Source organism: Anaerobacillus sp. ABD4_527 (assembly GCF_056160805.1).
In genome coordinates, this window is record NZ_JBSWXZ010000001.1 from 1,698,203 (window position 1) to 1,721,695 (window position 23,493).

Genomic DNA, 23,493 nt, shown 5'->3' on the forward strand with positions numbered 1-23,493 from the left:
GTTAATTTGTAAAATCACTTCGAAAATTAGCCAAAAACACCCCTTTTTTGTAGGATGACATAAAAAAAACAGGAGGATGGTCCCCCCTGTTCGATTATTCGTTCACGGCTTCAACCGTACGATTTTCGTATTTTGTTTTTAGTATATAGACAACAACCGCAAAAACTACTGCTGTTGCAAGCAGCCCAGCAATCGAGCTTCCTGTAAATCCAAGTACAAGATAGCCTACGAGCGCGATTCCAGCTACAGTTAGAGCATAAGGAAGCTGCGTCAACACATGATCGATATGATGGCTTCCGGCACCTGTAGAAGAAAGGATCGTTGTATCAGAAATCGGCGAGCAGTGGTCTCCAAACACCGCTCCCGCTAGTACAGCGGCTAGTACAGGTAGCATATAGGTTGGGTCTGTCGCAGCAGCGATTTCTCCTGCTATCGGAAGCATAATACCGAATGTTCCCCATGATGTTCCAGTAGCAAACGCCATTACGCCTGCTAATAAGAATAAGATTGCTGGAAGGAAACCGATCGCTATATGCTGATCGACTAGACCAGCTAGATATTTACCTGTTCCAAGTGTTCCAATAATCTCGATCAACGTCCATGCAAAGAGAAGGATGTAAACTGCAGGAAGCATCGATTTAATCCCTTCAACGACACCTTTTCCAAACGCTGCTCCTCCCATGTTCTTAAAGAAGAAGAACACTAAAGACGTACCTAAACCGATCAAACCACCGTATAATAACGAAGCTGCAACATCCGTATTCTCAAAAATCGTTAACGGCGTTACGGCAGCATCCGTTCCATTTACAGCCTGAATACCTGTGATGATCATAAAGATGACCGTACCTGCGATCAACATAATGATTGGCCAAGCAAGATCTGCTACTTTCCCCTTATCACTTTCAGGTAAGCCAGTTGTTTCTCCTGGTACAGCACCTTTTGAAGGGTCGAGTACTTCTCCTGTTTTTTGTGCACGGTCTTCATGAACTCTCATCGCCTTAAGGTTAATATCGAAATAGCTTACGAAGAAAACCATTCCAAGTGCGAAGATCGCATATAAATTCATAGGAATCATTTTTATGAAAGCTTCTAGAGCTCCAACACCAACGATGCTGTGTGTAGTAAGAATACCACCTATAATTGCAATAATATAAGCTCCCCAACTAGAAATAGGGGAAATGATACACATCGGAGCAGCAGTTGAATCGATGATATAAGAAAGCTTGGCTCTCGAAACTTTGTGCCTGTCTGTAATAGGACGACTAACATTCCCAACCGCTAGAGAATTGAAGTAATCATCAATAAAAATAATAACTCCAAAGACTGCAGTAACGATTTGAGCACCAGTTCGCGTTTTCACACGCTTCATGGCCCACTCACCGAACGCTCGGCTACCACCTGAAATTGAAATAAATGCAGTCATTATGCCTAATAGAAGTAAGAAGAAAATAATATACATGTTCCAGGTATTTAACCCACCGTCAGAAATAAAAATGCCCTTCACAATCGTATAAATTTCTGTAATAGAACCACCAATACTCCAGTCGTTGATCATCAACGCACCAAGGATAATTCCCACCCCTAGTGAAGGCAAAACCTTCCTGGTTGCCACTACCATCAATAATGCGATGAGCGGCGGAATAATCGAATAAATCGTATTTTCCATATTCACCATCCTTTTCAAGTTATGGTTCACTACTTTTGGATAAACAAAAAAACGGGCAATGACAGGATATGGTCCTATCATTGCCCGTTTTGCGGATACAATGTCAAGTGTCCATCCCGATCAGTAGTTCTCCATTATAAGTAAGCCTCATAATGACAGTTCGACATTTATTCAATGTCGCCCCAACAAAAATAATGTGACGATTATTTCTGCTTCGGCAGATCTCCCTTTCGATGCTGATCATGGATGTCATTCTCCCAACACGTACTAATGAGTATCTGCTCCTCTACCTCATCGTATAAGATAAGGAACATTATTTAGTTTAATACAATTCGTTATTATAGCTTAGTTCTATGTGCTATGCAAACACAATTTATTCCATTCCTCCAATATCGATAGCCGGATCAGGCAATCCTGTACCAGATCCATTATTGTAGAAGTTCGGCACATCTCCTTTGATAAACGTTGCGATTACAGGAATATCCGTTGTAACCACGTCCGAATCGGTAGCAAATGGAATAACGATTTTTACATGCACTTCGATATGGACGCGGATATCAACCCAAGTGTTATTGATCCCTACCTGCTGAATGTTATGTTTGATATCAGACTTCACTTCTCCAATCGCTGTAAATCTTACAGGAACTTTTGGCCCGAAGTTCGCGAGTAACGTATTATTAAACGCTTGCCCGATTGGAATGTTATGGATGATTCCTTTACTTAATGGTACATCTTCATCAACTTGAAGCTCGACCCCATTTTCCTCTGCCCAATAGTCGATCGAGTTATCTTCAACGCTCTTCAAAAACTTTTGCACCTTGTCAGTCGATTGAGCAAGTACTTTATTTACAGCGCTTTGGTTAATTTGTACAATATCTACTTGGTTAACCGTTTCTTTTTTGATCAGCTCTTCTGTGCTATCTGCTTCTTCAACGATTTTTTTGTTGATGGCCTGGTTGATCGCGAGCGTTGCGATTCGGTTCGTTTCTGTTCTAGCTATTTCGATAAGAGTAGGCTTAATACCTTTTTCAACGATCCATAGTCCTTGAACTGTCATAAAAATAAATAGAATGAACGAGATAACAAACACATATCGAAAAGGAAGCGGACCTTTTCGAATGAACCTTCTTCGAGTTCGGAACAAGCCAATATCCTCCCTTCTCCTCAACATGTATATGCGAAGAAAGAAAGAAGTATGGACATATTTTCCCTAAAGAAAAACCACAGCCCGCAAGCTGTGGTTTTTCTTATAACATTTTGAGCATCGCATCTCTTCCAATGGTTCCTACTTTGATGCCCCTTGCCTCTGCTTCAAGCGTTACTGACTCAAGTGGTGCTTCTAGCAGCTGTTCGATGGACCTTACACCAACAGCTCTGCCTGCAATTATTTTGCGATCACTTAACTTTTCATTAAGTAACGCAATATCCAGTGCTCCACACATGATGTAGCCATTTTCATTTGTAACAGCAAGAAAATTAGTCTTAGGTAGCTTCATGCTAATCGCTGTAAATGGATGACCATCGATCATGATAGGTGTAACATTGATCACGTATCCTCCGCCTCCTGACTAACAAGTTGTCATTCTATTTATATGAGCGCGGAGGCATGTTTGACAATCAAAGATTAATATCTATTCTCAAGTCTCCATGCAAGAAGATCCCGAAGCATTTCTGGTAAGTAGTACTTCTTTCTAGCGTGCTTCATCTGCGGATAAAATTTTCCGAAGGTGAACATATCCGCTGTAGCCACTGAATATTCTTTTTCAGGAGATAGCTGATTACCATTATGGAGAATTTCTGTTACGTGATGAAGGCCATCATCCATTACGACTGTTTTAACTTCAAGTCCATCAAAAGCCATGATACCCATGACTTCTCCTCGGAAGCCTAATCCTTTAAACGTCAAATGTACGAGTTCGTCAGACATTGCATATGCGATGATCTCACGTAATTCACTTCCTTTTAGGATAACTTTACATGGATTGACTGGATGTGGACATATACGATGTAGGTCTTCTCTCGACACCTTTCCTTCACTTAAACCATCAAGTAGCATACCTGAATTGATCATTCCAATATCAGCATTGCACCATTCTCTAAGAGCAGCAGACAGCTCGTCAGGAAGGACAGAGCGTCTGAACCACTCTGCTTCTAAGGGTTGTTCAAGACGACATACGACCTCGTCTAATAAGTTTTGTGCATTCGTTCCTAATCGATCCAGCTGTTCCTTTGTCGCTTGATCTTCTTTATGATCACGCACAGAAATCGCATAAGCTTCTGCCTCAACTAACTTGCACTGCTCGGTATCATAGTTCAGGACGACTTCACCTACATAATTTCCGTTCTTACCAGCTTGAGTAATTAATGTACCGTTCACATTCATTCCATGTTTTAGAACATGATGGGTATGAGATCCGATGATCACATCGATTCCTTCGATATCCGTTGCGATCTGCTCGTCGTTTCCGAGTCCCATGTGTGACATCAACACAACTACATCTGCTTTCGAACGCACTTCATCAACGACCTGTTGAAGCATTTCCCATGGAGATTGTATCGACCAGCCAAGAAGACTATAGAACTGCTCATATGGAATCGTTATCCCTATGAGTCCAACCTTAACGCCATCTTTCTCATTGATCGCGTACGGAACTGCCCAGGCAGGTCTCGCTCCATCAGAGTGGAATAAGTTCGAAACGATGACTTGAAAATTGGCATCAGTGTATAGCTCATCCAATTCTTGTTTTGAAAATGTGATTCCCTCGTTATTTCCAATCGTTGCATAATCGTATTTTAGTTCATTTAGTAAATGTACATTTCCCTTTCCCGAGGTCCCCTCAGTAATCGGGTGAACTTTATCCGCGTGATCACCAAGATCTAACAATAAGTAATGATTATGATGATAATCATGAATTCTTTTTCTATCTTTTATATAGCCAGCCACCTTAGGCCAATTCTCAAAGTGACTATGAAGATCGTTCGTATAATATAAATGTACCTTTTTTGAAGTCAAGACACTCTTCCTTTCTTAACCCGTCATTCCCTGCCAGACCAATCGTATCCCGACGAGAATTAACATCCACCTTAAAATAACGACAATCGTATTATCTGACAGTTTCTGATTAATGAAAGAGCCACATTTTGCCCCAATCCATGCGCCTGGAACTAATCCAATCAATAAAGATCCTGCGATATTCCCAAGGGCTAAATGCGTCATCGTACCGATTATACTCGATAGAAAGATCATAAACATCGATGTTGCAACTGCTATAGAGGTTGGAAAACCAAATAATAAGATCATGGCAGGAACCATCAACGACCCACCGCCGATACCGAAAAGCCCTGATAGAATCCCAACGATAAACGAAACAACTAAGGCAGCTATTACTGAAAACCGATATTCACTAGCGTTCCCATCCAAATCAGTAATCGATCGCGAAAAACGTCCATCTAACTTCAATGGTCGCAAACGTCCCCTTACCATTAATAATATGGAAACAAGCACCATAAATACCCCAAAATATACAGAAAATTGATCAACGGCGATAAATTTGTTTAACCAAGCTCCTGCAATTGCACCAGGACCGCTTCCAAGAAAAAACAAGCCACCACTTTTATAATCGACTGTCTTTTTCTTCATATAAGACAATGTTGATGATAATCCAATCGCTACCAGTACGACGATCGAGCTACCTACGATAAGCTGTGGAGATAACTCAGGTAGCCAATTCGTATACTTATCTATGATCAAAAGCCCAGGAACAATGATGATCCCTCCACCAAGACCAACCAAACTTCCTATCGTACCCGCAGCTAATCCGATAAAGAATAATAAGACCCAAGTTAACATGAAAAGAACTCCTTATTAGTCGAAAAGATCAAGTTGTCTTGGGTTAAGGTTCGTATACTCGATATCAAGCATTCGAATCATCTCTTTCGCATTCCCCGACGCATGACCACCAGAATTATTATTGAATAGTATATACACATTCTTACATTCTTTTCGTAGCTGCTCAATTCTTTCTTTCCATTCCTTAAGCTCATTTTTATCATACTCATAAAGATAGCGGACTTCTCGCCACTTTTGATTGTTCCCAGGGTTCCGCCACCCATTAACATTTCTTCCATGAAGTCGGACAAGTACATCATCATTCGAAATCGTCTCCATGACGATTGGGATCGAACCTTCTCCAGCTTGAGGCTCATCACAGATTGAATGTATGTATCCTTGTTCCTCAAGAAAAGAAAGTGTTTTCTCCCGAAATGCCTCATGATACCAGGATTGATGTCTAAACTCTACCGCACAAGGGATATCTCCCATTCTTTCTTTACAATCTCGCAATAAATTCACATTATCTTTGTTCACATCAAACCATGGTGGAAACTGAAAAAGGACCATCGCAAGTTTTCCAGAACGTTGTAAAGGCACGATTGACTCCTTGAAAGCCTTAAACATAGCATCTCTCGTCTCAAAAGGAAGCTCTCCCCGCTCATGTCCTGTCATTCCTTGATAAGCTTTCACAACAAACTGAAACCCCTCAGGCGTCTCACTCGCCCATTTCTCATAATTTCTTATAGGCTGTACCGCATAAAAAGAAGAATCAACTTCTACAACTGGAAAATGCGAACTATAAATCGATAACTTTTCATTACTCTTTACACCAGGAGGATACAAATCATCATGATCCCCCCACCCGGTAACACCTATGTATATCATCAAATCCTTCCCTTCTCTTTCTCTGCCTCTATTTTCTGACTTTAGAGGAGAAATAGCAAGGGAAAAACCCCGAAAAGCGGAAGGGGGCGTTTAGGTCCGACAGGCACTGGAACATTTTCGAATGAACACGCTTTTTGTGTTCAATCGTAAAGGTGAAGTGACCCGAGGACCTGCCCCCTGCAGCTGGATCAGAAAGGCGGAGGCGAGCGTTTAGAAACGGAGATATTGGAACTCTTGAAATAGAACACGCTTTTTGTGTTCTGTTGAAAGAGTGAAATATCGTAGTTTCTGCGAGTCGCAGCTAGATCAGAAAAGCGGAGGTGGGCGTTAAGACCCGACAAGCGCTGGAACCCTTTCAACAAGGACAATAACCCTTCAATCACATTCGCAAATACCCCCTATGTATTGTAAATGTTAAGAATGTAGTATATATTTTAATTGATAATGATAATCACTACTGTTTACTTTCTGGGGAGGACTGTAAATGTTTAATAGAGATGTATTCGATGTAACGATAATTGGTGGAGGTCCTGCTGGGCTTTATTCTGCATTTTATGGCGGCTTAAGAGAACTTAAAGTCAAAATTATAGAATTCCAGCCTAAATTAGGCGGCAAGATTCATGTTTATCCTGAAAAAATGATTTGGGATGTAGGAGGACACAAGCCATTATCTGGTGCAGATCTCATCGAATCCTTAGTTGAGCAGGGATTAACATTCGACCCAGAAGTAATTTTAAATACAAAAGTTGAAAGTATCTCAAGAGATGAAGAAGGAATTTTCACTTTAAAGAGTGCTGAAGGAGAGGAGCACTACTCAAAAACCGTTATCGTCGCTGTTGGGAGTGGAATCCTAAAACCACAAAAACTTGAGATTCAAGGCGCAGAAAGGTTTGAGGTTTCTAACTTGAATTATACGATCAAGTCTTTGAAACATTTTAAAGATAAAACGGTTGTCATTTCAGGCGGTGGTAACGCAGCGATCGATTGGGCGAACGAATTAATACCTGTCGCAAAGAAAATATACCTTACCTATAGAAAAGATGCTCTTACTGGCCATGAAGCACAAGTCTCAAAACTTAAAGAAAGCTGTGTAGACTGTATCTTTAACACTTCGATCTCTAAACTGATCGCTTGCTGTAACCATGAAACGATTGAACAGATCGAATTAACCAACCATGTTACAGGTGAGGTTTCCTATCTCCCTATCGATGAAGTGGTTATTAATCATGGGTATGAAAGGGATTCTTCGTTAATTGGTAATAGTGATTTGAATATTGAACTAGTCGATCAGTTTTTTATTGAAGGAAATTCAACGAGTGAGTCATCTATTCCAGGACTCTATGCAGCTGGAGATATCTTGAAACACGATGGAAAATTAAACCTTATTGCCGGCGCATTCCAAGATGCAGCAAATGCTATAAACAAGGCAAAGCAGCATATTCAGCCGGAAGCACAAGCTGTTGGCATGGTTTCTTCACACAACTCAGTGTTTAAGGAGCGAAATCGTGAGCTGATCAAACGAATGATATAAGAAGAAGGACCGCTCTACAGGGCGGTCCTTCTTTAGTTACTATTCACTTATCAACGACTCCTATTTTTCTATACTTCCCAATAGCTTGATAAAAGACAGGAACAAACACGAGAGTTAGCAGGGTAGATGTTGTTAACCCTCCGATTACCGTGATGGCTAATCCTTTTGAAATCAAACCAGAAGCAGAATTGGAAAGGGCTAGTGGAATTAATGCAAAGATGGTCGCAAGTGCCGTCATTAGAATTGGGCGTAACCTTGTTGTTGAAGCTTCAACGATGGATTCGGTTAAGTCCATCCCTTCTCGTCGATTACTTTCTACACGGTCAAGAAGAACGACCGCATTCGTTACCACAATACCAATCAACATGAGCATTCCAATCATCGCACTCATCGACAGAGTCTGACCACCGATGAGGAGTCCAGCCAACGCTCCGATTGGAACAAAAATAAGAGACGATAGAATAACGATTGGGGTAATAATGCCACCGAATGTAATACTCAATACAAGAAACACTAAGCCGACAGCTGCGGCCATTGCTAAACCAAGATCTGAAAATCCTTCTGTAATCATCTCCATACCACCAGAAAGGTCTACCTCGACATTATCTGGTAAAGAAAGCTCCTGAATACGTTCTTCTATGTCTCTCGAGGTGGCTGCAGTATCATCCCCTTTGATCGTAGCAGAAATCGTATTTGCTGTATCTCCATCTTGGTGCTCAATAGACGATGGAACGTTAATCTCTTCAATCGTCGCCACTTCACTCAACTCTTTTTCACCTTCAATTGTCTTTAAAGAGAACGCTTCTAATTCTTCTTTAGAAGACAACATATCGTCGAAAACAAGCTCAGTTTCCCAACTTTGGTCGTTAAGCGTTAGCGTTCCACCATCAACCGTATGCAAACGTTCCTGGATAGGTTGTATGAGCTGGTATGGACTAAGCTTTAGTTCCTCTCCTTCTTCGCTGAGACGAATCCGATATTTTATTTGCGAATCTTCCATACCGTTTTGAACATTTTTCAGCCTATCATCTTGCATTAATAACGTTTCAATTTGATTCGATGCTTGATTTAATTGATCCAGATCATCACTGTAGAGGTTTACATCTATACTATTTCCAGATGGTGGTCCTTCCTGTTGGATTTCTGTTGCCTTGACAGTCGCTGACTCATATTCATCTTGAGCGATAGTCTGTATTTCCTGTTCATATTTTGTCATCCACTTATCGATCGGTTCATCTTCATTTAACTGAACGAAAAATCGGGCAACGTTTTCCATTGTGTTTGCAGTGGACCCAGGCATTTGCTGCTGACTCGTAAAGCCAATCGAAACCTGATTGTAATCGATCGCATCTTCATCACTTAGGACGCGTTCAATTTGTTGAGCAAGCTCATTTGTATCTTTTAATGTCACTTCTTTCGGTAAGGTCACTTCTACTTCAAACGATTCGTTCCCTTCTGTTGGTAGAAATGATACGCCTAATGCTGGGATAAGCGAGAATGAGCCAACCAACAAAAAGATTGATAGAGTAAATACGATCCATTTTCGCTTCATAGCCCCTTGTAGGAACCGTTCGTACCAGGAGGACCCTTTAGAATGATTAGGCTTTTTACCTACTTCCTTAAAGAAGGTCTTTCCAAGCACTGGAATGAGCATCACTGCTACAAGGAGTGAAATGAGAACAGAAAAAACAACTGCTAAACTAAATGGTCGGAAGAACTCTCCTAAGATACCACTTACAAAAGCTAGAGGCATAAATACAATCACCGTAGCAATCGTAGAAGAGGCGATCGCACCCATCACTTCTCTTGTTGCACGAAACACGAGTTCCCGCTCCTTCATATCAGGATAGTTCTGCTTCCACCTATAAATATTTTCGATAACAACGATCGAGTCATCTACAATCCTACCGACTGCAACAGCCATTCCACCTAAAGTCATGATATTTAGCGTGTAATCAAACTGATTGAGAAGTGCAATTGTTCCTAGAATGGAAATAGGTAAGGAAAGAATAGCAATGAAAGTTGCACGGATATTTCGTAAGAACACCAAAATCACGACAACGGTAAACAAAGCACCAAATCCGCCTTCTTTTAATAGTGCAGAGATCGATTTTTCAACTTCTTTCCCTTGGTCCAACACAGTGTATAGCTCATAACCTTGCTCATCTACACGTTCATTTAAATACGTTTTGACAGATTTAGCTACATCAGCTGTGTTTGCTTCTTGTCCTTTCGTAATTTCGATTAAAATGGAATCCTCTCCGTTAAAACGGGAGATTTCAGGTCGTTCTGTTGCTTCTTTCACCTCAGCTATATCCGACAATACGACACTCTGTTTTCCAATCCCAGAGGGCTGCTCCCCTTGCTGAGTGGGAGATTGTCCTTGGCCATTCTTACGTTCCTCGCCAGGAGATTGCTGCTGAATCGCCTGATTTTGGGATAAGGGAATCTCAACCGCTTTTAAGTCTTCAACATCTTGCAAGTCGCCTTTAATCTCTACAGGAATGGAGTTTCCTTCTTCATTCAATGAACCAGTTGGCAATTTATATTGTGATTGTTGAATGGCATCTTTAATGTTAGATAGCGATAACCCATATTGAGATGCTTTTTCTTCGTTGACGATTATTCGTAAACTCGTCTCTTGAACCCCTGTAATTTGAACACTTGATACACCTTCCATATTCTCAATCGTAGGAACGATGTTCGATTCGATATCATTTTGTAGCTTTTCTATATCCGTAGATGAAAGTGCTGCTTGATACACTGGGGTGGAATTGATCGAAATAGCCGTTACATCAGCTTCCACATCATCAGGCAGCGATACACCGTTCACCACGTTTTCAACATCAGATTGAGCTTCCTCAATGTCCTGACCAAAAGGATACATGATGGTAATCATAGACATGTTTTCTCTCGTTGTACTAGATATTGAGTCATACCCTTCCATGTTAAGCAGTGCATCCTCAAGTGGAGTCGTAACCTTTTCCTCTACTTCCTCTGTAGAAGCATTCGGATATGGGGATTGAACAGTTAACACAGGAAAAGATACGTCTGGGAATGTTTCAACTTTAATTTTATCAGCTGCCAGCACTCCGCTGACGACAACAAGTAACGTTAAAATAATAATAGCTACTGTATTTTTTAAACTTAGCTTTGTAATCCAACTCATAGTGGGTTCTCTCCTTTCAAATACCTAGAGTCAGCATACCCACTTATTATGAACTGAATATGAACAAATTAAGATTTATGAGGTTTTTTTAATTGCGGAAGCGTAACGAGGAAAGTCGTGCCGATTCCTATGTCACTCTCTATTTCCACAGAACCTTGATGAAGATGAATAATCTTACGCGCGATCGAGAGTCCTAAGCCGTTACCTCCTTCGTTTCTTGTTCTAGATTTGTCTACTTTATAAAAGCGTTCAAACACCCTCGCTTGCTCTTCTGGTGAAATACCGACACCTTCGTCAGAAATAGAAACTACGATTGCATCCTCCCTTTCTTGCATTGCTACAGTGATCTTATTATCTTCAGGAGTGTATCGAATAGCATTCGTAATTAAATTGATCCACACTTGCTTTAATTGGTCCTCATCAGCTTGGATTTTGTAATCGACCGTATCTAGTTGAATCGTTTGATTTTTTTCAGCCCATTGAGGCTCTAAGGAAGCAACCACTCTGCGCAACTGTTCATCCAAATAGAACGCTGACGATTCGAACGGTGGATGTTCGGAGTCTAGCGTAGCAAGTTTTAATAAGTTCTGACTCAATGAAGATAATCGCATACTCTCATGTTCAATAATCGATAAATATTCCTTACGTTCACTTTCGTCCTTCACAACATCATCCTTTAACGCTCTAGCAAACCCTTGAATAGACGTTAGTGGCGACTGAATCTCGTGAGAAACATTAGATACAAACTGCTGCCTCATGTCCTCAAGCTCATTTAACCCTTTCACCATGTGGTTAAAATGATGCGTTAATTCTCCAAGCTCATCTTTTCGCTTACTCTTGATTGATACATTAAAATTTCCCCGTGCTACCTTCTTCGTTAATGTGGTCATCTCTTTTATAGGGCGAATTGTGTATTTTGTTGTGATAATAAAAATAGCACTGCCCAATAAGAGAATGGATGAAAATAGCGTTAACATCACTTTTCTAAAATCATTAAAGATAAATTGGAAGTTTGGAGTGATGAATATAGCGTAGGATTGACCTTCTACCTCAAAAGGTATTCCAACGATAGTTCGACGGAGTTGTTCTTGTGTCTTGTACGGCTCCCCATTCAATACCTCACTAATTGCTTCTTGAGAAAGATTTCGAATCGGTCGACTCTCATAAACTGCGGTGTCTAATTTCTCGCTGAACAATGCGATATCAAAGCTAATAGAAGATATCGCATCCAAGTATGTAGAAATATCGAGATCTGGATTTGATTGAAAAATTTCAATAAAATCTTTTCCAACACTTTGCATCCGTTGTTCCACACGATCTGAAATCTGATGTTCATACAAACGACCTGAAATCAAAAAGGTAACGAAAAGACTAAAAAAGATAGCAATAAGGAAGGTAGCAACGATTTGAACATATAAGCTCTTCACGCTTCGACCCCCTCTATCCGATACCCTAGTCCTCGAATGGTTTTAATCGATACTGTTGCATCCCTTTGTTTAAGCTTGTCTCTTATCCGTTTCACATGAACATCGACGGTGCGGTCGTCTCCTTCATAATCGAATCCCCAAATCTTTTCGATCAGCTGTTGTCGGGTGAAAATTCGTTCAGGATAGCTAGCTAACATATATAGTAGTTCAAATTCTTTCAGTGGCAATTGAACAAGCTCCTCGTTCACTTTCACTTCCTTTTTTTCTGTCTCCATTCTGATATTGCCAATTTGGAGTGATTTAGAAGCCTGGACCTGATACCTCCGGAGTAAAGCCTTAACACGCATCACTAGCTCAGTTGGTTCAAACGGCTTGACGACGTAGTCATCTGTCCCCACTTGAAAGCCTTTTACTTTGTCGTGTGTTTCACCTTTCGCAGTCAGCATCAATACTGGAATTTCGTAGTAGCGTCGAATCTCTTCACATAAGCTATAGCCATCTAATCCTGGCATCATGATATCAATGATTGCGAGGTCAATGAGCTGAGATGCTAGGAGCGACAACGCTTCTTCGCCATCTGCAGCTTGCACTACATGATACCCTTCATGATTCATATATAGAGATACTAACTGTAAAATATTTGGATCGTCATCTGTAATTAAAACACGAATCATGCTTCTCCCCCTTTATAAAAATGAATGTTACTACTGTGGCGATACGAGAACAGTTTCATATTGCGCTAAGCAATAAAAAGGATAGTAGGAAAAAATAGTCCTCTCTCTATTTTAGCTCTTGATTGTATCTTTACACGCGAGTTTTTTGAATCCTGCAACTACTAGTTCATCACATGAACTTGTTACAAGCGTTTCTACAATTAAAATAAGATGCGTTATGGCTTCAAGTATATATCTCAAATAACGAGAGTGGATATATAAAAAGAAGCCACATCTTGATCCAGCTAAGGATTAAGATGTGGCTTTATTTTCATAGCCTTGATAGAGAATAACAGTAACGAGCTTGTATCCTTACTACTTTTTCGCTAATAGATACATAAAGTAAGGTGCTCCGATAATGGTAACAATAATTCCAGCCGGTATACCACTTGGGTCTAAAATGACACGCCCAATCGTGTCTGCGGTTAGTAGTAAGATGCCTCCTAATAGTGCGGTGACTGGAAGGAACGCCTGGTGTCTAGGTCCAACGAGAGACCTAGAAATATGCGGAGCCATCAAGCCTACGAATGCGATACCACCGCTTACTGCTACTGAAGCAGATGCTAGCGCAACAGCGATGATAATTAATAAGATCCTCTCTTTACCAATGTTTACGCCCACACCGATCGATACGTTTTCATGAAGTGTTAACGTGTTCAACACGTTCGCTTTCATAAAAACAATCGGGAAAAGAATCAGGATCCAAGGTGCTAATGAAAGGACGAAGATCCAATCATCTCCCCAAATACGCCCCGCCATCCAATTGGCCATAAACGCATGGTCTTCCATCTCTAACCGAGTAGATAGCACCAACGTAGCTCCATACAATGCAGCAGCTAAACCTACGCCGATCAACACTAACCTCGTGGGCTCAACACCTTCACCTTTTATGTATGACATAACATAAATGATGGCAGCAGTCACCATTCCACCTGCTAACGCAAAAAGAGGAAGGATGTATAGAAAGCTTGTAGACTCTACCGAAAAGAACATGATGTAGACTACGATCATTAAGCCTGCTCCGGCATTGATACCTAGGATACCAGGATCAGAGAGTGGGTTCTTCGTAATACTCTGTAATATCGCACCAGAGACGGCAAGTCCCATTCCAGCAAGTACCGCAACGAAGATTCTTGGCATTCTAAATTGAAATAGAATTAAATTTTCCCGCTGAGTCCCTTGCCCGATGATCGTACGAAAAAGTTCGCCCGGAGTTAAAGAAGCATAACCTGTTCCGATGCTTATGATAATCGCAAGGACTAATAACACAGTGGCAGTGATCGCAGTAATTCGAAACCGTTTGACCTGTTGTGCATTCATGATAGCTTCCTCCCTCCTTTTCTAGCGAGATAAAGGAAGAAAGGAACGCCGACCATAGCGACAACAGCTCCTACGGGCGTTTCATATGGAGCATTCACCGTTCTAGCAAATGTGTCTGCTAGGACTAAGAGTACACTGCCAAAAACAGCTGAACAGGGAATGATCCAACGATAATCTGTTCCAACTAGAAAGCGAACGATATGTGGCACGAGCAAACCAACAAAAGCAATCGCACCTGCCAGTGACACAGCCGCTCCTGCCAAAATCAATACTACGGTCATCAAGATCGTTTTCGTTAAAAGGGTTCGTTGTCCAAGACTCTTAGCTAAGTCTTCTCCAAAGCTAAGAATCGTTAGTTGCCTAGATAGCATAATAGAAATTAAGATTCCTACTAAAGCAACAGGAACAATAATTTTCAACTGTGTCCAGTTCGTTCCAGAAACACCACCAGCTGTCCAAAAAGCAAGATCTTGAGAAAGTTTATAATAGATCGCAACGCCTTCACCTAACGAAGAAAGCAGTGCAGACACAGCTGCACCTGCTAACGTGATACGTATAGGAGAAAGCCCTCCTCTAGTCATTGAACCTAAACCGAAGACTAATAACGCCCCAACTCCCGCTCCAACAAACGAAAGCAGCATAACGGTGAAGTATGACGAACCTAGGTTAAATGCAAACACACAAGCGAGGGCTAAACTTGCACCAGCGTTCAAACCGAGTAAACCAGGGTCTGCAAGAGGATTTCGAGTCATTCCCTGCATGATTGCTCCACTCACAGCAAAGGCAGCGCCGACTACTGCAGCTCCAAGCTCTCTTGGTAACCGGAGACTTACGATAATGCGATCTGTTTCTCTGCTAGCATCATAATTAAATATAGCTTCCCAAACTGTTCGAAAATCAATCTTTGCAGCTCCAACTGATATAGCAAGACCGATACTTAATAAGAGGAGTAAGCACCCCAAAAGCAAGATGGTCAGGCCTACCTCAGGTCTTGAATACACTTTTACATCATTTATAACCTTCGTCTTCGTTTTGAACATTGAAATTATCCTTTGTTATTTCGTTAATTCTTCGACGATAAACTCCAATTCTTTCTCTAGAGAGATCGGATCGTTAAAATAGAACGATTCTGAGTCAAACTGAATTGCATTTCCATTCTTTACAGCAGGAAGCTCTTTCCAAACATCAGATTCCATAAAGGAGTTGTCTGGATTACCTGCTCCAGTTCCAACAAAGATATAATCTCCAGCATAAGTAGGAATCACTTCTGTAGAGATGGCTTTCCAACCTGGACCGAAGACATCTTCTTCTAATTTCTTAGGTGCTTTTAATTCAAGAGCTTGATAGATGACCTCTGTTCCACGTCCCCAGTTTTCACCATAAACGTACATATCTTTTCCGTATGCTTCCATAACCATGAACGTCTTGTCTTCTCCGATAGCAGCTTTTACTTTTTCGCGAGCATCTGCAGCTTTTTCCTTCCACTCTTCAACCCATGCTTTTGCTTCATCTTCTTTTCCTACGATTTTCCCGATTTCAACATGCTGTTCCATGTAATCATACTTATCGTATGACATCGTTACTGTAGGAGCGATTTCTTCATATTTCTTTAAATTTTTATCATCAGAATACGTAATGATTAGATCTGGATTAAGTTCTAAAAGTTTTTCATATGAGTCTGCAGTAACGACTTCAACGTCATCAAGCTTATCTCCATAGAATTTATTAGATTTTGGATATTCATTTACAGCGATCGGTGTAATGCCTAATTCCAACAAGTTTCCTGCATATGTAGCCGCTAGCATCGCAACGCGCTCTGGTTCTTTAGGAACTTCAACTTCTCCATTTTCACCTTCATAAACCCTTGTTTCTTTAGCATCACTCTCGTCTTTTTCCGCAGAACTTTCACCTGATGTGTTCTCAGAACACGCTGCTAATGCGAAAACTAAAGCTAATAAAGATAAGCTAAGTAAAAGTTGTTTAAATCCTTTTTTCATGTTGTTCTTCCTCCTGAATGTATGATAATAAGAATCATTCTCATATGATGAAAATAAAAAAAGCAGTTACGCTAAGTTCTCTATGAACTGCTCAGTTTTTACGAGATCATACGTCAAACATACTGGCTTTCTCGTTCTTGGGTCCATTCCGATTTCAGCATCGATATTGAACACATCGTAAAGGACTTTAGACGTCATCACTTCTTCAGCTCTTCCTTCTTTTACAATTGAGCCGTCTTTCATAGCCACCATGTGATGAGCAAACCTCGCCGCGTGATTTAAATCATGTATGACCATTACGATGGTACGCTTTTCATCACGGTTCAGTTGATGTAATAGCTCGAGTACTTCTAATTGGTGAGATAAGTCTAGATATGTGGTAGGCTCATCTAATAATATGATATCGGTTTCTTGCGCGAGTGCCATGGCGATCCAAACACGCTGTCTTTGACCACCAGAAAGAGCATCTACAGGTCTTTCCTTAAATTCAAGAATACCCGTTACACGAAGTGCCCAGTCGATCACATCATAGTCCTTTTTCGTTAGCTTACCGAATCCTTTTTGATATGGATACCTGCCATAAGAAACAAGTTCTCCAACAGTCAGACCAGCAGGTGAATCCGGTGACTGAGGTAAGATCGCCATTTTTTGCGCGATTTTCTTAGTAGATTCTTTGCTTATGCTTTTACCGTCTAAGTAAACTGTTCCAGCATTCGGATTGAGTATGCGTGATAACGTTTTAAGAACCGTTGATTTACCACACCCATTCGGGCCGATAATCGTCGTAATCTTTTTATCTGGAATCTCAATTTTTAAATCTTTAACGATATTTTTTTCACCATAGCCAACCTTTAAATCCTCTGCATATAGTCTGGACATGGTTCCCCTCCTTAGAAATTCTCGAGTATCACTGAACTCCAACCCACCAAATGAAAATGATTATCAATGTCATAACTTATTCTAGTCTATCCTATTTATACTGTCAACCGAATAATCAGCATTCTTATACAATAAAAAAAGACCCTGGAGTAACCACCAGGGTCTTTATAAATGTTAACCGATCGAACCTTCCATTTCGAACTTGATAAGGCGGTTCATTTCGACCGCATATTCCATTGGAAGTTCTTTTGTAAATGGCTCGATAAAGCCCATTACGATCATTTCTGTTGCTTCTTCTTCTGAAACCCCACGGCTCATTAGATAGAAGAGCTGTTCCTCAGAAACCTTCGATACTTTCGCTTCGTGTTCAAGAGAAATGTTATCGTTAAGGATTTCGTTGTAAGGAATCGTATCAGAAGTAGACTCGTTATCCATGATAAGCGTGTCACACTCAACGTTAGAACGTGCGCCTTCAGCTTTACGGCCAAAGTGTACGATACCACGGTACGTTACTTTACCACCTTGTTTAGAGATGGACTTCGAAACAATTGTAGAAGAAGTATTTGGAGCAAGGTGAATCATTTTTGCACCTGCATCCTGATGCTGTCCCTTACCAGCTAGGGCGATGGAAAGTGTCATTCCACGTGCACCTTCGCCTTTAAGAAGAACTGCTGGATACTTCATCGTAAGTTTAGAACCTAGGTTACCATCGATCCATTCCATCGTTGCGTTTTCTTCTGCAACTGCACGCTTTGTAACGAGGTTATAGACGTTGTTCGCCCAGTTCTGGATCGTTGTATAACGGCAGTAAGCATCCTTCTTAACAACGATTTCAACAACAGCACTGTGTAGTGAATTCGTTGTATAAACAGGTGCTGTACAACCCTCAACATAGTGTACAGATGAACCTTCATCAGCGATAATAAGCGTACGCTCAAACTGCCCCATATTTTCAGAGTTAATACGGAAGTATGCTTGTAGAGGTGTATCCACTTTTACGCCTTTTGGAACGTAAATGAATGATCCACCAGACCATACAGCAGAGTTAAGAGCAGAGAATTTATTATCAGTTGGAGGAATTGTTTTAGCGAAATGTTCTCTGAACAAGTCTTCGTTTTCTTTAAGAGCAGTATCAGTGTCCTTAAAGACAATCCCCATCTTTTCAAGGTCTTCTTGCATGTTGTGATAAACAACTTCGGATTCGTACTGAGCCGATACACCAGCGAGGTACTTTTGCTCAGCTTCAGGAATTCCAAGCTTATCAAACGTTGTTTTGATTTCTTCAGGTACTTCATCCCATGATCTTTCGGACTTCTCAGAAGGTTTTACGTAGTACGTAATCTCATCAAAGTCTAAATCAGCAAGGTCGCCGCCCCACTGAGGCATAGGCATCTTATAAAAAGTTTCAAGAGATTTCAAACGGAAATCAAGCATCCACTGCGGCTCATCCTTAATTCGAGAAATTTCTTTAACGATTTCAGGAGTCAAGCCACGCTGTGAGCGGAAAATTGAAACGTCTTTATCACTAAAACCATATTGGTAATCGCCAACTTCAGGCATTTTTTTAGCCATAGTATTTCCCTCCTAGACATATTACATGTCAGTGTTTGGCTTACGTTCTCTTTCCATCATTCTAGTATGAATAAGCATCTATTACAACACCTGGAAAGGGCTTAAGCCTGGTCGTTCTGTTCCTTAAACCCTTTCTCCATCGCTTTCCAAGAAAGTGTTGCACATTTGATACGAGCAGGAAATTTAGAAACTCCTTGAAGCGCTTCGATGTCACCTAGATCGAATTCTTCCTCATCGTAGTCTTTCCCTTGCATCATATCAGAGAAGATCTTAGACATACGGAGTGCTTCATCAACTTCAAGGCCCTTCACAGATTCTGTCATCATGGATGCGGATGCTAGAGAAATCGAGCACCCTTCTCCAATAAACTTGGCGTCTGAGATTTTACCTTCATCAACTTTTAACTGAAGCTGAATAGCGTCTCCACATGTTGGGTTGTTCATATTGATTTTCAGGTCGCCTTCTTCAAGCTCCCCTTTATTTCTAGGGTTTTTATAATGATCCATAATGACCTGTCGATACAACTGGTCAAGATTGTTAAAAGACATGACCAAAAAACTCCTTTGCTTTTTGTAACCCTGCTACAAAAGTGTCCACGTCTTCTTCAGTGTTATATAAATAGAAGCTAGCACGAGCTGTAGCCGATACCTCTAACCACTTCATAAGAGGTTGAGCACAGTGATGTCCTGCTCGAACAGCAATGCCTTCTGTATCAAGCACTGTCGCAAGGTCGTGAGGGTGAACGTCGTCACTGTTAAACGTAACTACTCCAGCACGTTCTTCAGGACCATAAATCGTTACACCTTCAATTTTAGACATTTGCTGCACTGCATAATGAGCAAGGTGCTGTTCATGTGCTTTAATGTTATCCATTCCGATCTCGTTTAAAAAGTCGATCGCAGCACCGAGGCCGACAGCTCCAGCAATGATAGGAGTTCCTCCTTCAAACTTCCACGGTAGATCTTTCCACGTCGAGTCATATAAACCAACGAAATCGATCATTTCTCCGCCGAATTCAAACGGCTCCATGTTTTCAAGGAGATGCTTTTTACCATATAGAACACCTATGCCAGTAGGACCGCACATCTTGTGTGCAGAAAATGCGAAAAAGTCGCAGTCTAAGTCCTGTACATCGATCTTCATATGTGGCGTACTTTGTGCACCATCTACGACCATCACAGCACCTTTTCGGTGAGCGATCGCAGCGATTTCCTTGATCGGATTGATTGTCCCGAGGACGTTCGACACGTGCATAACAGATACGATCTTCGTATTTTCAGTTATCGTATTCTCCACATCTTCAAGCGAAATCGATCCGTCTTTTTGAAGAGGAATGTATTTAAGCGTGGCTCCTGTAGCTTTGACAGCTTGCTGCCATGGAATAATATTACTGTGGTGTTCCATAGGGGTGATGACAACTTCGTCACCTTCCTGAAGGTTCGGACGGCCATAGCTTGATGCAACCATATTCAGAGCTGTGGTCGTACCACGCGTAAAGATAACTTCTTCAGTGGAAGGTGCATGAATAAATTCACGTACCTTTTCCCTGGCACCTTCATATGCATCAGTGGCGTATGTCCCTAACGTATGAACACCACGGTGTACGTTCGAATTGATTTCTTTATAGTAACGCTCAACTGCATCGATGACTTGCTTTGGCTTTTGAGACGTTGCAGCACTATCAAGATAAACAAGAGGTTTCCCATTTACCTCTTGATGTAAAATGGGAAACTGCTTGCGTATATCCTGCACATCGAACATTAATTTACTTTCCTTTCAGTTACCTCGATCGCACGGTTTTTAACGCCTTCGATTGGAAGTTCGTTAATAACTGGAGCAAGGAAACCATGGATGATCAAACGTTCTGCTTCTTTACGGTTGATTCCGCGGCTTTGTAGATAGAAGAGCTGAAGTGGATCTACTTTACCTACAGATGCAGCATGTCCAGCCATTACGTCGTCTTCATCGATAAGAAGGATAGGGTTAGCGTCCCCTCTTGCCTTGCTATTCATCATAAGAACGCGTTGAGTCTGGTCACCGTTTGATTTTGTAGCGCCGTGCTCAATCTTTGTAACGCCATTAAAGATTGCACTTGCACTTTCTTTTTGAACGCCATGAACGAGAAGAACACCTTCAGAGTTCTTTCCGTGGTGGAACATCTCATTGGTAAAGTTTTGCTTCTGATCACCACGACCGATCGTTACCGTCTTAGAATCACCATAAGAGCCGTCTCCAACTAGGTTCGTTGAGTTCGTTGAAATTGTGTTTCCATCATTCATCTGAGCAAGAGCCCAATCGACCTTGCCATCACGTCCTACGTTTGCACGACGGTTGACATACGTTGTAACACCTTTTGCAAAGTTATCGACTGAACCAAACGTAACGCGAGCATTCTGCCCAACGTGAACTTCAGCGATAATGTTAGCAACTGATTCAACGTCATGAGAATAAGATAGATAGTTCTCAACGTATGTTACTGAACTGTTGTCTTCAGCAACGATAATCACATGATTGAATAATCCTGCTTCAGGATCTTCTTGCCAGTATAGAGCTTGAACTGGAACGTCTACTTCCACGTTACGAGGTACATATAGGAATGTTCCTCCATTAAGAAGTGCTGTATGAAGTGCTGTTAAACGATGCTCATCGACTTTCATAACATCCTTCATGAAGTACTTCTCAACAAGCTCACTATGGTTTTGTACAGCCGTTAGGATGTCTGTGAAAATAACACCTTTATTTTTAAGTTCATCAGAAAGCTGATTGAAAACTGGCGTTGAATTACGATGCACGAGAAGGTTACCTGACTGCTTGTCTTTTGCAACCAGTTCTCTAATATCTTCAGGAAGTTCATCTAATGAAGAAATACCATCTGTCGGTACATCGTGCTTAAACGAAGTGAAATTAAATTTATCTATTTTCGTCTTATCAGGTTTTGGCATAGGTAGGTCTGCTGACTTCTCTAGTGCCATTAGGCGAAGCTGAGTGAGCCACTGTGGCTCTTGTCGCTTCTCTGAAAAAGACCGAACATAATCTTGATCGAATGCAATCTTCGTATCCACTGACATTGTCATCCTCCTTACTGCTTACGCTTCTTGGCCAACTGTTTCGTCTTTGATACCTAGTTCTTCTTTAATCCAATCGTAACCTTCTGCTTCAAGACGCTGAGCTAGTTCAGCTCCGCCTGACTTCACGATGCGTCCTTGCATCATTACGTGTACTTTATCTGGAGTAATGTAGTTAAGAAGACGCTGATAGTGAGTGATGATTAAGCAACCGAACTCTTCATTACGCATTGCATTAACACCTTTTGAAACAACTTTAAGAGCGTCGATATCTAGACCAGAGTCAATCTCATCAAGAACTGCAATCTTTGGTTCTAGCATCATAAGCTGAAGAATTTCGTTACGCTTTTTCTCACCGCCTGAGAATCCTTCGTTAAGGTAACGCTGAGCAAATTCTTCGCCCATATCAAGCTCAGCCATTTTGCTATCTAGCTTTTTGATGAATTTCATAAGAGAAATTTCATCGCCTTCTTCACGACGAGCATTGATTGATGTACGTAGGAAATCAGCGTTTGTAACCCCGCTTACTTCACTTGGATATTGCATAGCAAGGAAGAGGCCCGCTTTCGCACGCTCATCAACTTCCATTTCAAGCACATCTTCATCATCAAGAAATACTTTACCTTGAGTGATTTCATATTTCGGGTGTCCCATGATAGCGGAAGCAAGGGTAGACTTTCCTGTACCGTTCGGCCCCATTACTGCATGAATTTCGCCACCATTTATTTCAAGGTCTAGTCCCTTGATAATCTCTTTTCCTTCAATGGAAACATGAAGATTTTCAATCTTAAGAGTTGATGCTGCCATTTGTGAATACCTCCAATAACGTTTATACTATTCCTTCTTCCTTCCTTATTGTATTAGCTATAAGGTTTATGTCAAGGAATGTGTGCTGAGTCATTCTCAATCTATTTTCATTCTAATTTTATAACAAATCCAAACTATTATCAAGGAACGAGAAATGCGTCCTTAACTAGAGTTAACAACATCTATGTGTCCTATTCAGACCTCAAATCTCATCCAAGAATAAGCGTATCATTTCCTTATAAGGGAAACAACGGATGTTGTACTCATTTCAAAATAAAAAACCAGTCAGCGACTGGTTTTAAAAACGTATTGCTGATTCATTTTTGCAATTTACGGTCGAATTCACTTACCAACATCAGACTTTGGCGATGATCCATGTCACGATCGCGCTCTACTTGCATTCGTTTGTTAAAATTCCTGCTATATTCTGCGTATCCTACTCCGTGAGACTGGAACATTGCCTTTTCCATTTCAGGTGTGTGGTTTAACCGCAAGGGGCTAATAATGAATCAATCCTTTCAGTAATTGGTTATTTATTTACTCACTTAATTTACCACTTTAATACAGTCGCCTACAAATGCCATATACACCAATTACAAAGGAAATAACCTGCTCTTCTATGTTTTGAAT

20 protein-coding genes and 1 riboswitch are annotated in these 23,493 nt (G+C 41.0%); of the genes, 1 reads left to right on the top strand and 19 read right to left on the bottom strand.

The window, feature by feature from the left end:
• Window positions 1–94: 94 nt before the first annotated feature.
• The 6 genes from ACXAHI_RS08860 to ACXAHI_RS08885 all read right to left on the bottom strand — a co-directional run bounded on the left by ACXAHI_RS08860 (window position 95) and on the right by ACXAHI_RS08885 (window position 6,383).
• Window positions 95–1,666, bottom strand: coding sequence for a Na+/H+ antiporter NhaC family protein (locus ACXAHI_RS08860; RefSeq protein WP_474847205.1), 1,572 nt, complete (start codon window positions 1,664–1,666; stop codon window positions 95–97).
• Between the two features lie 116 nt (window positions 1,667–1,782).
• Window positions 1,783–1,963, bottom strand: a riboswitch (Lysine riboswitch).
• A gap of 76 nt (window positions 1,964–2,039) precedes the next feature.
• Window positions 2,040–2,810: a sporulation protein YunB gene (yunB, locus tag ACXAHI_RS08865; protein WP_270179896.1), complete on the bottom strand. Its 771-nt coding sequence runs from the start codon at window positions 2,808–2,810 to the stop codon at window positions 2,040–2,042.
• 103 nt (window positions 2,811–2,913) lie between these two features.
• The gene (locus ACXAHI_RS08870; RefSeq protein WP_270179897.1) at window positions 2,914–3,216 is read right to left on the bottom strand and encodes a YunC family protein; all 303 of its coding nucleotides are present in this window, start codon (window positions 3,214–3,216) and stop codon (window positions 2,914–2,916) included.
• A 74-nt stretch (window positions 3,217–3,290) separates the two neighbouring features.
• Window positions 3,291–4,679, bottom strand: a complete 1,389-nt coding sequence (locus tag ACXAHI_RS08875) for a bifunctional metallophosphatase/5'-nucleotidase (protein WP_474847206.1) — start codon at window positions 4,677–4,679, stop codon at window positions 3,291–3,293.
• 15 nt (window positions 4,680–4,694) lie between these two features.
• Window positions 4,695–5,516, bottom strand: a complete 822-nt coding sequence (locus ACXAHI_RS08880) for a sulfite exporter TauE/SafE family protein (RefSeq protein ID WP_474847208.1) — start codon at window positions 5,514–5,516, stop codon at window positions 4,695–4,697.
• Window positions 5,517–5,531: 15 nt separating this feature from the next.
• Window positions 5,532–6,383, bottom strand: coding sequence for a DUF72 domain-containing protein (locus ACXAHI_RS08885; RefSeq protein WP_474848120.1), 852 nt, complete (start codon window positions 6,381–6,383; stop codon window positions 5,532–5,534).
• A 484-nt stretch (window positions 6,384–6,867) separates the two neighbouring features.
• Between ACXAHI_RS08885 and ACXAHI_RS08890 the strand changes: the two genes are divergently transcribed.
• Window positions 6,868–7,914, top strand: a complete 1,047-nt coding sequence (locus tag ACXAHI_RS08890) for an NAD(P)/FAD-dependent oxidoreductase (RefSeq protein WP_474847209.1) — start codon at window positions 6,868–6,870, stop codon at window positions 7,912–7,914.
• 43 nt (window positions 7,915–7,957) lie between these two features.
• On the opposite strand, the gene ACXAHI_RS08895 is transcribed toward ACXAHI_RS08890, so the two are convergent.
• The 13 genes from ACXAHI_RS08895 to ACXAHI_RS08955 all read right to left on the bottom strand — a co-directional run bounded on the left by ACXAHI_RS08895 (window position 7,958) and on the right by ACXAHI_RS08955 (window position 23,333).
• Window positions 7,958–11,083, bottom strand: coding sequence for an efflux RND transporter permease subunit (locus ACXAHI_RS08895; RefSeq protein WP_474847210.1), 3,126 nt, complete (start codon window positions 11,081–11,083; stop codon window positions 7,958–7,960).
• Window positions 11,084–11,151: 68 nt separating this feature from the next.
• Window positions 11,152–12,510 carry a sensor histidine kinase gene (locus ACXAHI_RS08900; protein ID WP_474847211.1) on the bottom strand — a complete coding sequence of 453 codons (1,359 nt, stop codon included), beginning with the start codon at window positions 12,508–12,510 and terminating at the stop codon, window positions 11,152–11,154.
• Window positions 12,507–13,184 carry a response regulator transcription factor gene (locus tag ACXAHI_RS08905; protein WP_474847212.1) on the bottom strand — a complete coding sequence of 226 codons (678 nt, stop codon included), beginning with the start codon at window positions 13,182–13,184 and terminating at the stop codon, window positions 12,507–12,509. The genes ACXAHI_RS08900 and ACXAHI_RS08905 overlap by 4 nt, the downstream gene beginning before the upstream one ends.
• Before the next feature lie 354 nt (window positions 13,185–13,538).
• Window positions 13,539–14,543 carry a FecCD family ABC transporter permease gene (locus ACXAHI_RS08910; RefSeq protein WP_474847213.1) on the bottom strand — a complete coding sequence of 335 codons (1,005 nt, stop codon included), beginning with the start codon at window positions 14,541–14,543 and terminating at the stop codon, window positions 13,539–13,541.
• A complete protein-coding gene (locus ACXAHI_RS08915; protein WP_474847214.1) occupies window positions 14,540–15,583 on the bottom strand; it encodes a FecCD family ABC transporter permease in 1,044 nt (347 codons plus the stop codon). Before ACXAHI_RS08915 ends, ACXAHI_RS08910 begins: the two co-directional genes overlap by 4 nt.
• 15 nt (window positions 15,584–15,598) lie before the next feature.
• Entirely contained in the window at window positions 15,599–16,540 is a 942-nt protein-coding gene (locus tag ACXAHI_RS08920; RefSeq protein WP_474847215.1) for an iron-hydroxamate ABC transporter substrate-binding protein, read from the bottom strand.
• Between the two features lie 66 nt (window positions 16,541–16,606).
• Complete coding sequence (locus tag ACXAHI_RS08925) at window positions 16,607–17,419, bottom strand: ABC transporter ATP-binding protein (RefSeq protein ID WP_270179908.1); 813 nt, start codon at window positions 17,417–17,419, stop codon at window positions 16,607–16,609.
• Between the two features lie 174 nt (window positions 17,420–17,593).
• Window positions 17,594–18,991 (bottom strand): Fe-S cluster assembly protein SufB, encoded by a 1,398-nt coding sequence (sufB, locus tag ACXAHI_RS08930; protein WP_474847216.1) that lies wholly within the window; start codon window positions 18,989–18,991, stop codon window positions 17,594–17,596.
• 101 nt (window positions 18,992–19,092) lie between these two features.
• On the bottom strand, window positions 19,093–19,539 hold the full coding sequence (gene sufU, locus ACXAHI_RS08935; RefSeq protein WP_270179910.1) for a Fe-S cluster assembly sulfur transfer protein SufU: 447 nt from the start codon (window positions 19,537–19,539) through the stop codon (window positions 19,093–19,095).
• Window positions 19,529–20,752, bottom strand: coding sequence for a cysteine desulfurase (locus ACXAHI_RS08940; RefSeq protein ID WP_474847217.1), 1,224 nt, complete (start codon window positions 20,750–20,752; stop codon window positions 19,529–19,531). The genes sufU and ACXAHI_RS08940 overlap by 11 nt, the downstream gene beginning before the upstream one ends.
• Window positions 20,752–22,059, bottom strand: coding sequence for a Fe-S cluster assembly protein SufD (sufD, locus tag ACXAHI_RS08945; protein ID WP_474847218.1), 1,308 nt, complete (start codon window positions 22,057–22,059; stop codon window positions 20,752–20,754). The genes ACXAHI_RS08940 and sufD overlap by 1 nt, the downstream gene beginning before the upstream one ends.
• A gap of 18 nt (window positions 22,060–22,077) precedes the next feature.
• The gene (gene sufC / locus ACXAHI_RS08950; protein WP_270179913.1) at window positions 22,078–22,863 is read right to left on the bottom strand and encodes a Fe-S cluster assembly ATPase SufC; all 786 of its coding nucleotides are present in this window, start codon (window positions 22,861–22,863) and stop codon (window positions 22,078–22,080) included.
• Window positions 22,864–23,180: 317 nt separating this feature from the next.
• Entirely contained in the window at window positions 23,181–23,333 is a 153-nt protein-coding gene (locus ACXAHI_RS08955) for a YuzK family famiily protein (protein WP_474844473.1), read from the bottom strand.
• Window positions 23,334–23,493 lie beyond the last annotated feature (160 nt).

Excerpts from the sequence above, each read along its gene's own strand:
- ACXAHI_RS08925 (WP_270179908.1), bottom strand. The coding sequence starts at position 17,419 with ATGTCCAGACTATATGCAGAGGATTTAAAGGTTGGCTATGGTGAAAAA.
- ACXAHI_RS08895 (WP_474847210.1), bottom strand. The coding sequence starts at position 11,083 with ATGAGTTGGATTACAAAGCTAAGTTTAAAAAATACAGTAGCTATTATT.
- ACXAHI_RS08910 (WP_474847213.1), bottom strand. The coding sequence starts at position 14,543 with ATGAATGCACAACAGGTCAAACGGTTTCGAATTACTGCGATCACTGCC.
- ACXAHI_RS08915 (WP_474847214.1), bottom strand. The coding sequence starts at position 15,583 with ATGTTCAAAACGAAGACGAAGGTTATAAATGATGTAAAAGTGTATTCA.
- ACXAHI_RS08880 (WP_474847208.1), bottom strand. The coding sequence starts at position 5,516 with ATGTTAACTTGGGTCTTATTATTCTTTATCGGATTAGCTGCGGGTACG.
- ACXAHI_RS08890 (WP_474847209.1), top strand. The coding sequence starts at position 6,868 with ATGTTTAATAGAGATGTATTCGATGTAACGATAATTGGTGGAGGTCCT.
- sufU (WP_270179910.1), bottom strand. The coding sequence starts at position 19,539 with ATGTCTTTTAACAATCTTGACCAGTTGTATCGACAGGTCATTATGGAT.
- ACXAHI_RS08955 (WP_474844473.1), bottom strand. The coding sequence starts at position 23,333 with ATGGAAAAGGCAATGTTCCAGTCTCACGGAGTAGGATACGCAGAATAT.
- sufD (WP_474847218.1), bottom strand. The coding sequence starts at position 22,059 with ATGTCAGTGGATACGAAGATTGCATTCGATCAAGATTATGTTCGGTCT.
- ACXAHI_RS08920 (WP_474847215.1), bottom strand. The coding sequence starts at position 16,540 with ATGAAAAAAGGATTTAAACAACTTTTACTTAGCTTATCTTTATTAGCT.
- ACXAHI_RS08860 (WP_474847205.1), bottom strand. The coding sequence starts at position 1,666 with ATGGAAAATACGATTTATTCGATTATTCCGCCGCTCATCGCATTATTG.
- sufC (WP_270179913.1), bottom strand. The coding sequence starts at position 22,863 with ATGGCAGCATCAACTCTTAAGATTGAAAATCTTCATGTTTCCATTGAA.
- ACXAHI_RS08940 (WP_474847217.1), bottom strand. The coding sequence starts at position 20,752 with ATGTTCGATGTGCAGGATATACGCAAGCAGTTTCCCATTTTACATCAA.
- ACXAHI_RS08905 (WP_474847212.1), bottom strand. The coding sequence starts at position 13,184 with ATGATTCGTGTTTTAATTACAGATGACGATCCAAATATTTTACAGTTA.
- sufB (WP_474847216.1), bottom strand. The coding sequence starts at position 18,991 with ATGGCTAAAAAAATGCCTGAAGTTGGCGATTACCAATATGGTTTTAGT.
- ACXAHI_RS08885 (WP_474848120.1), bottom strand. The coding sequence starts at position 6,383 with ATGATATACATAGGTGTTACCGGGTGGGGGGATCATGATGATTTGTAT.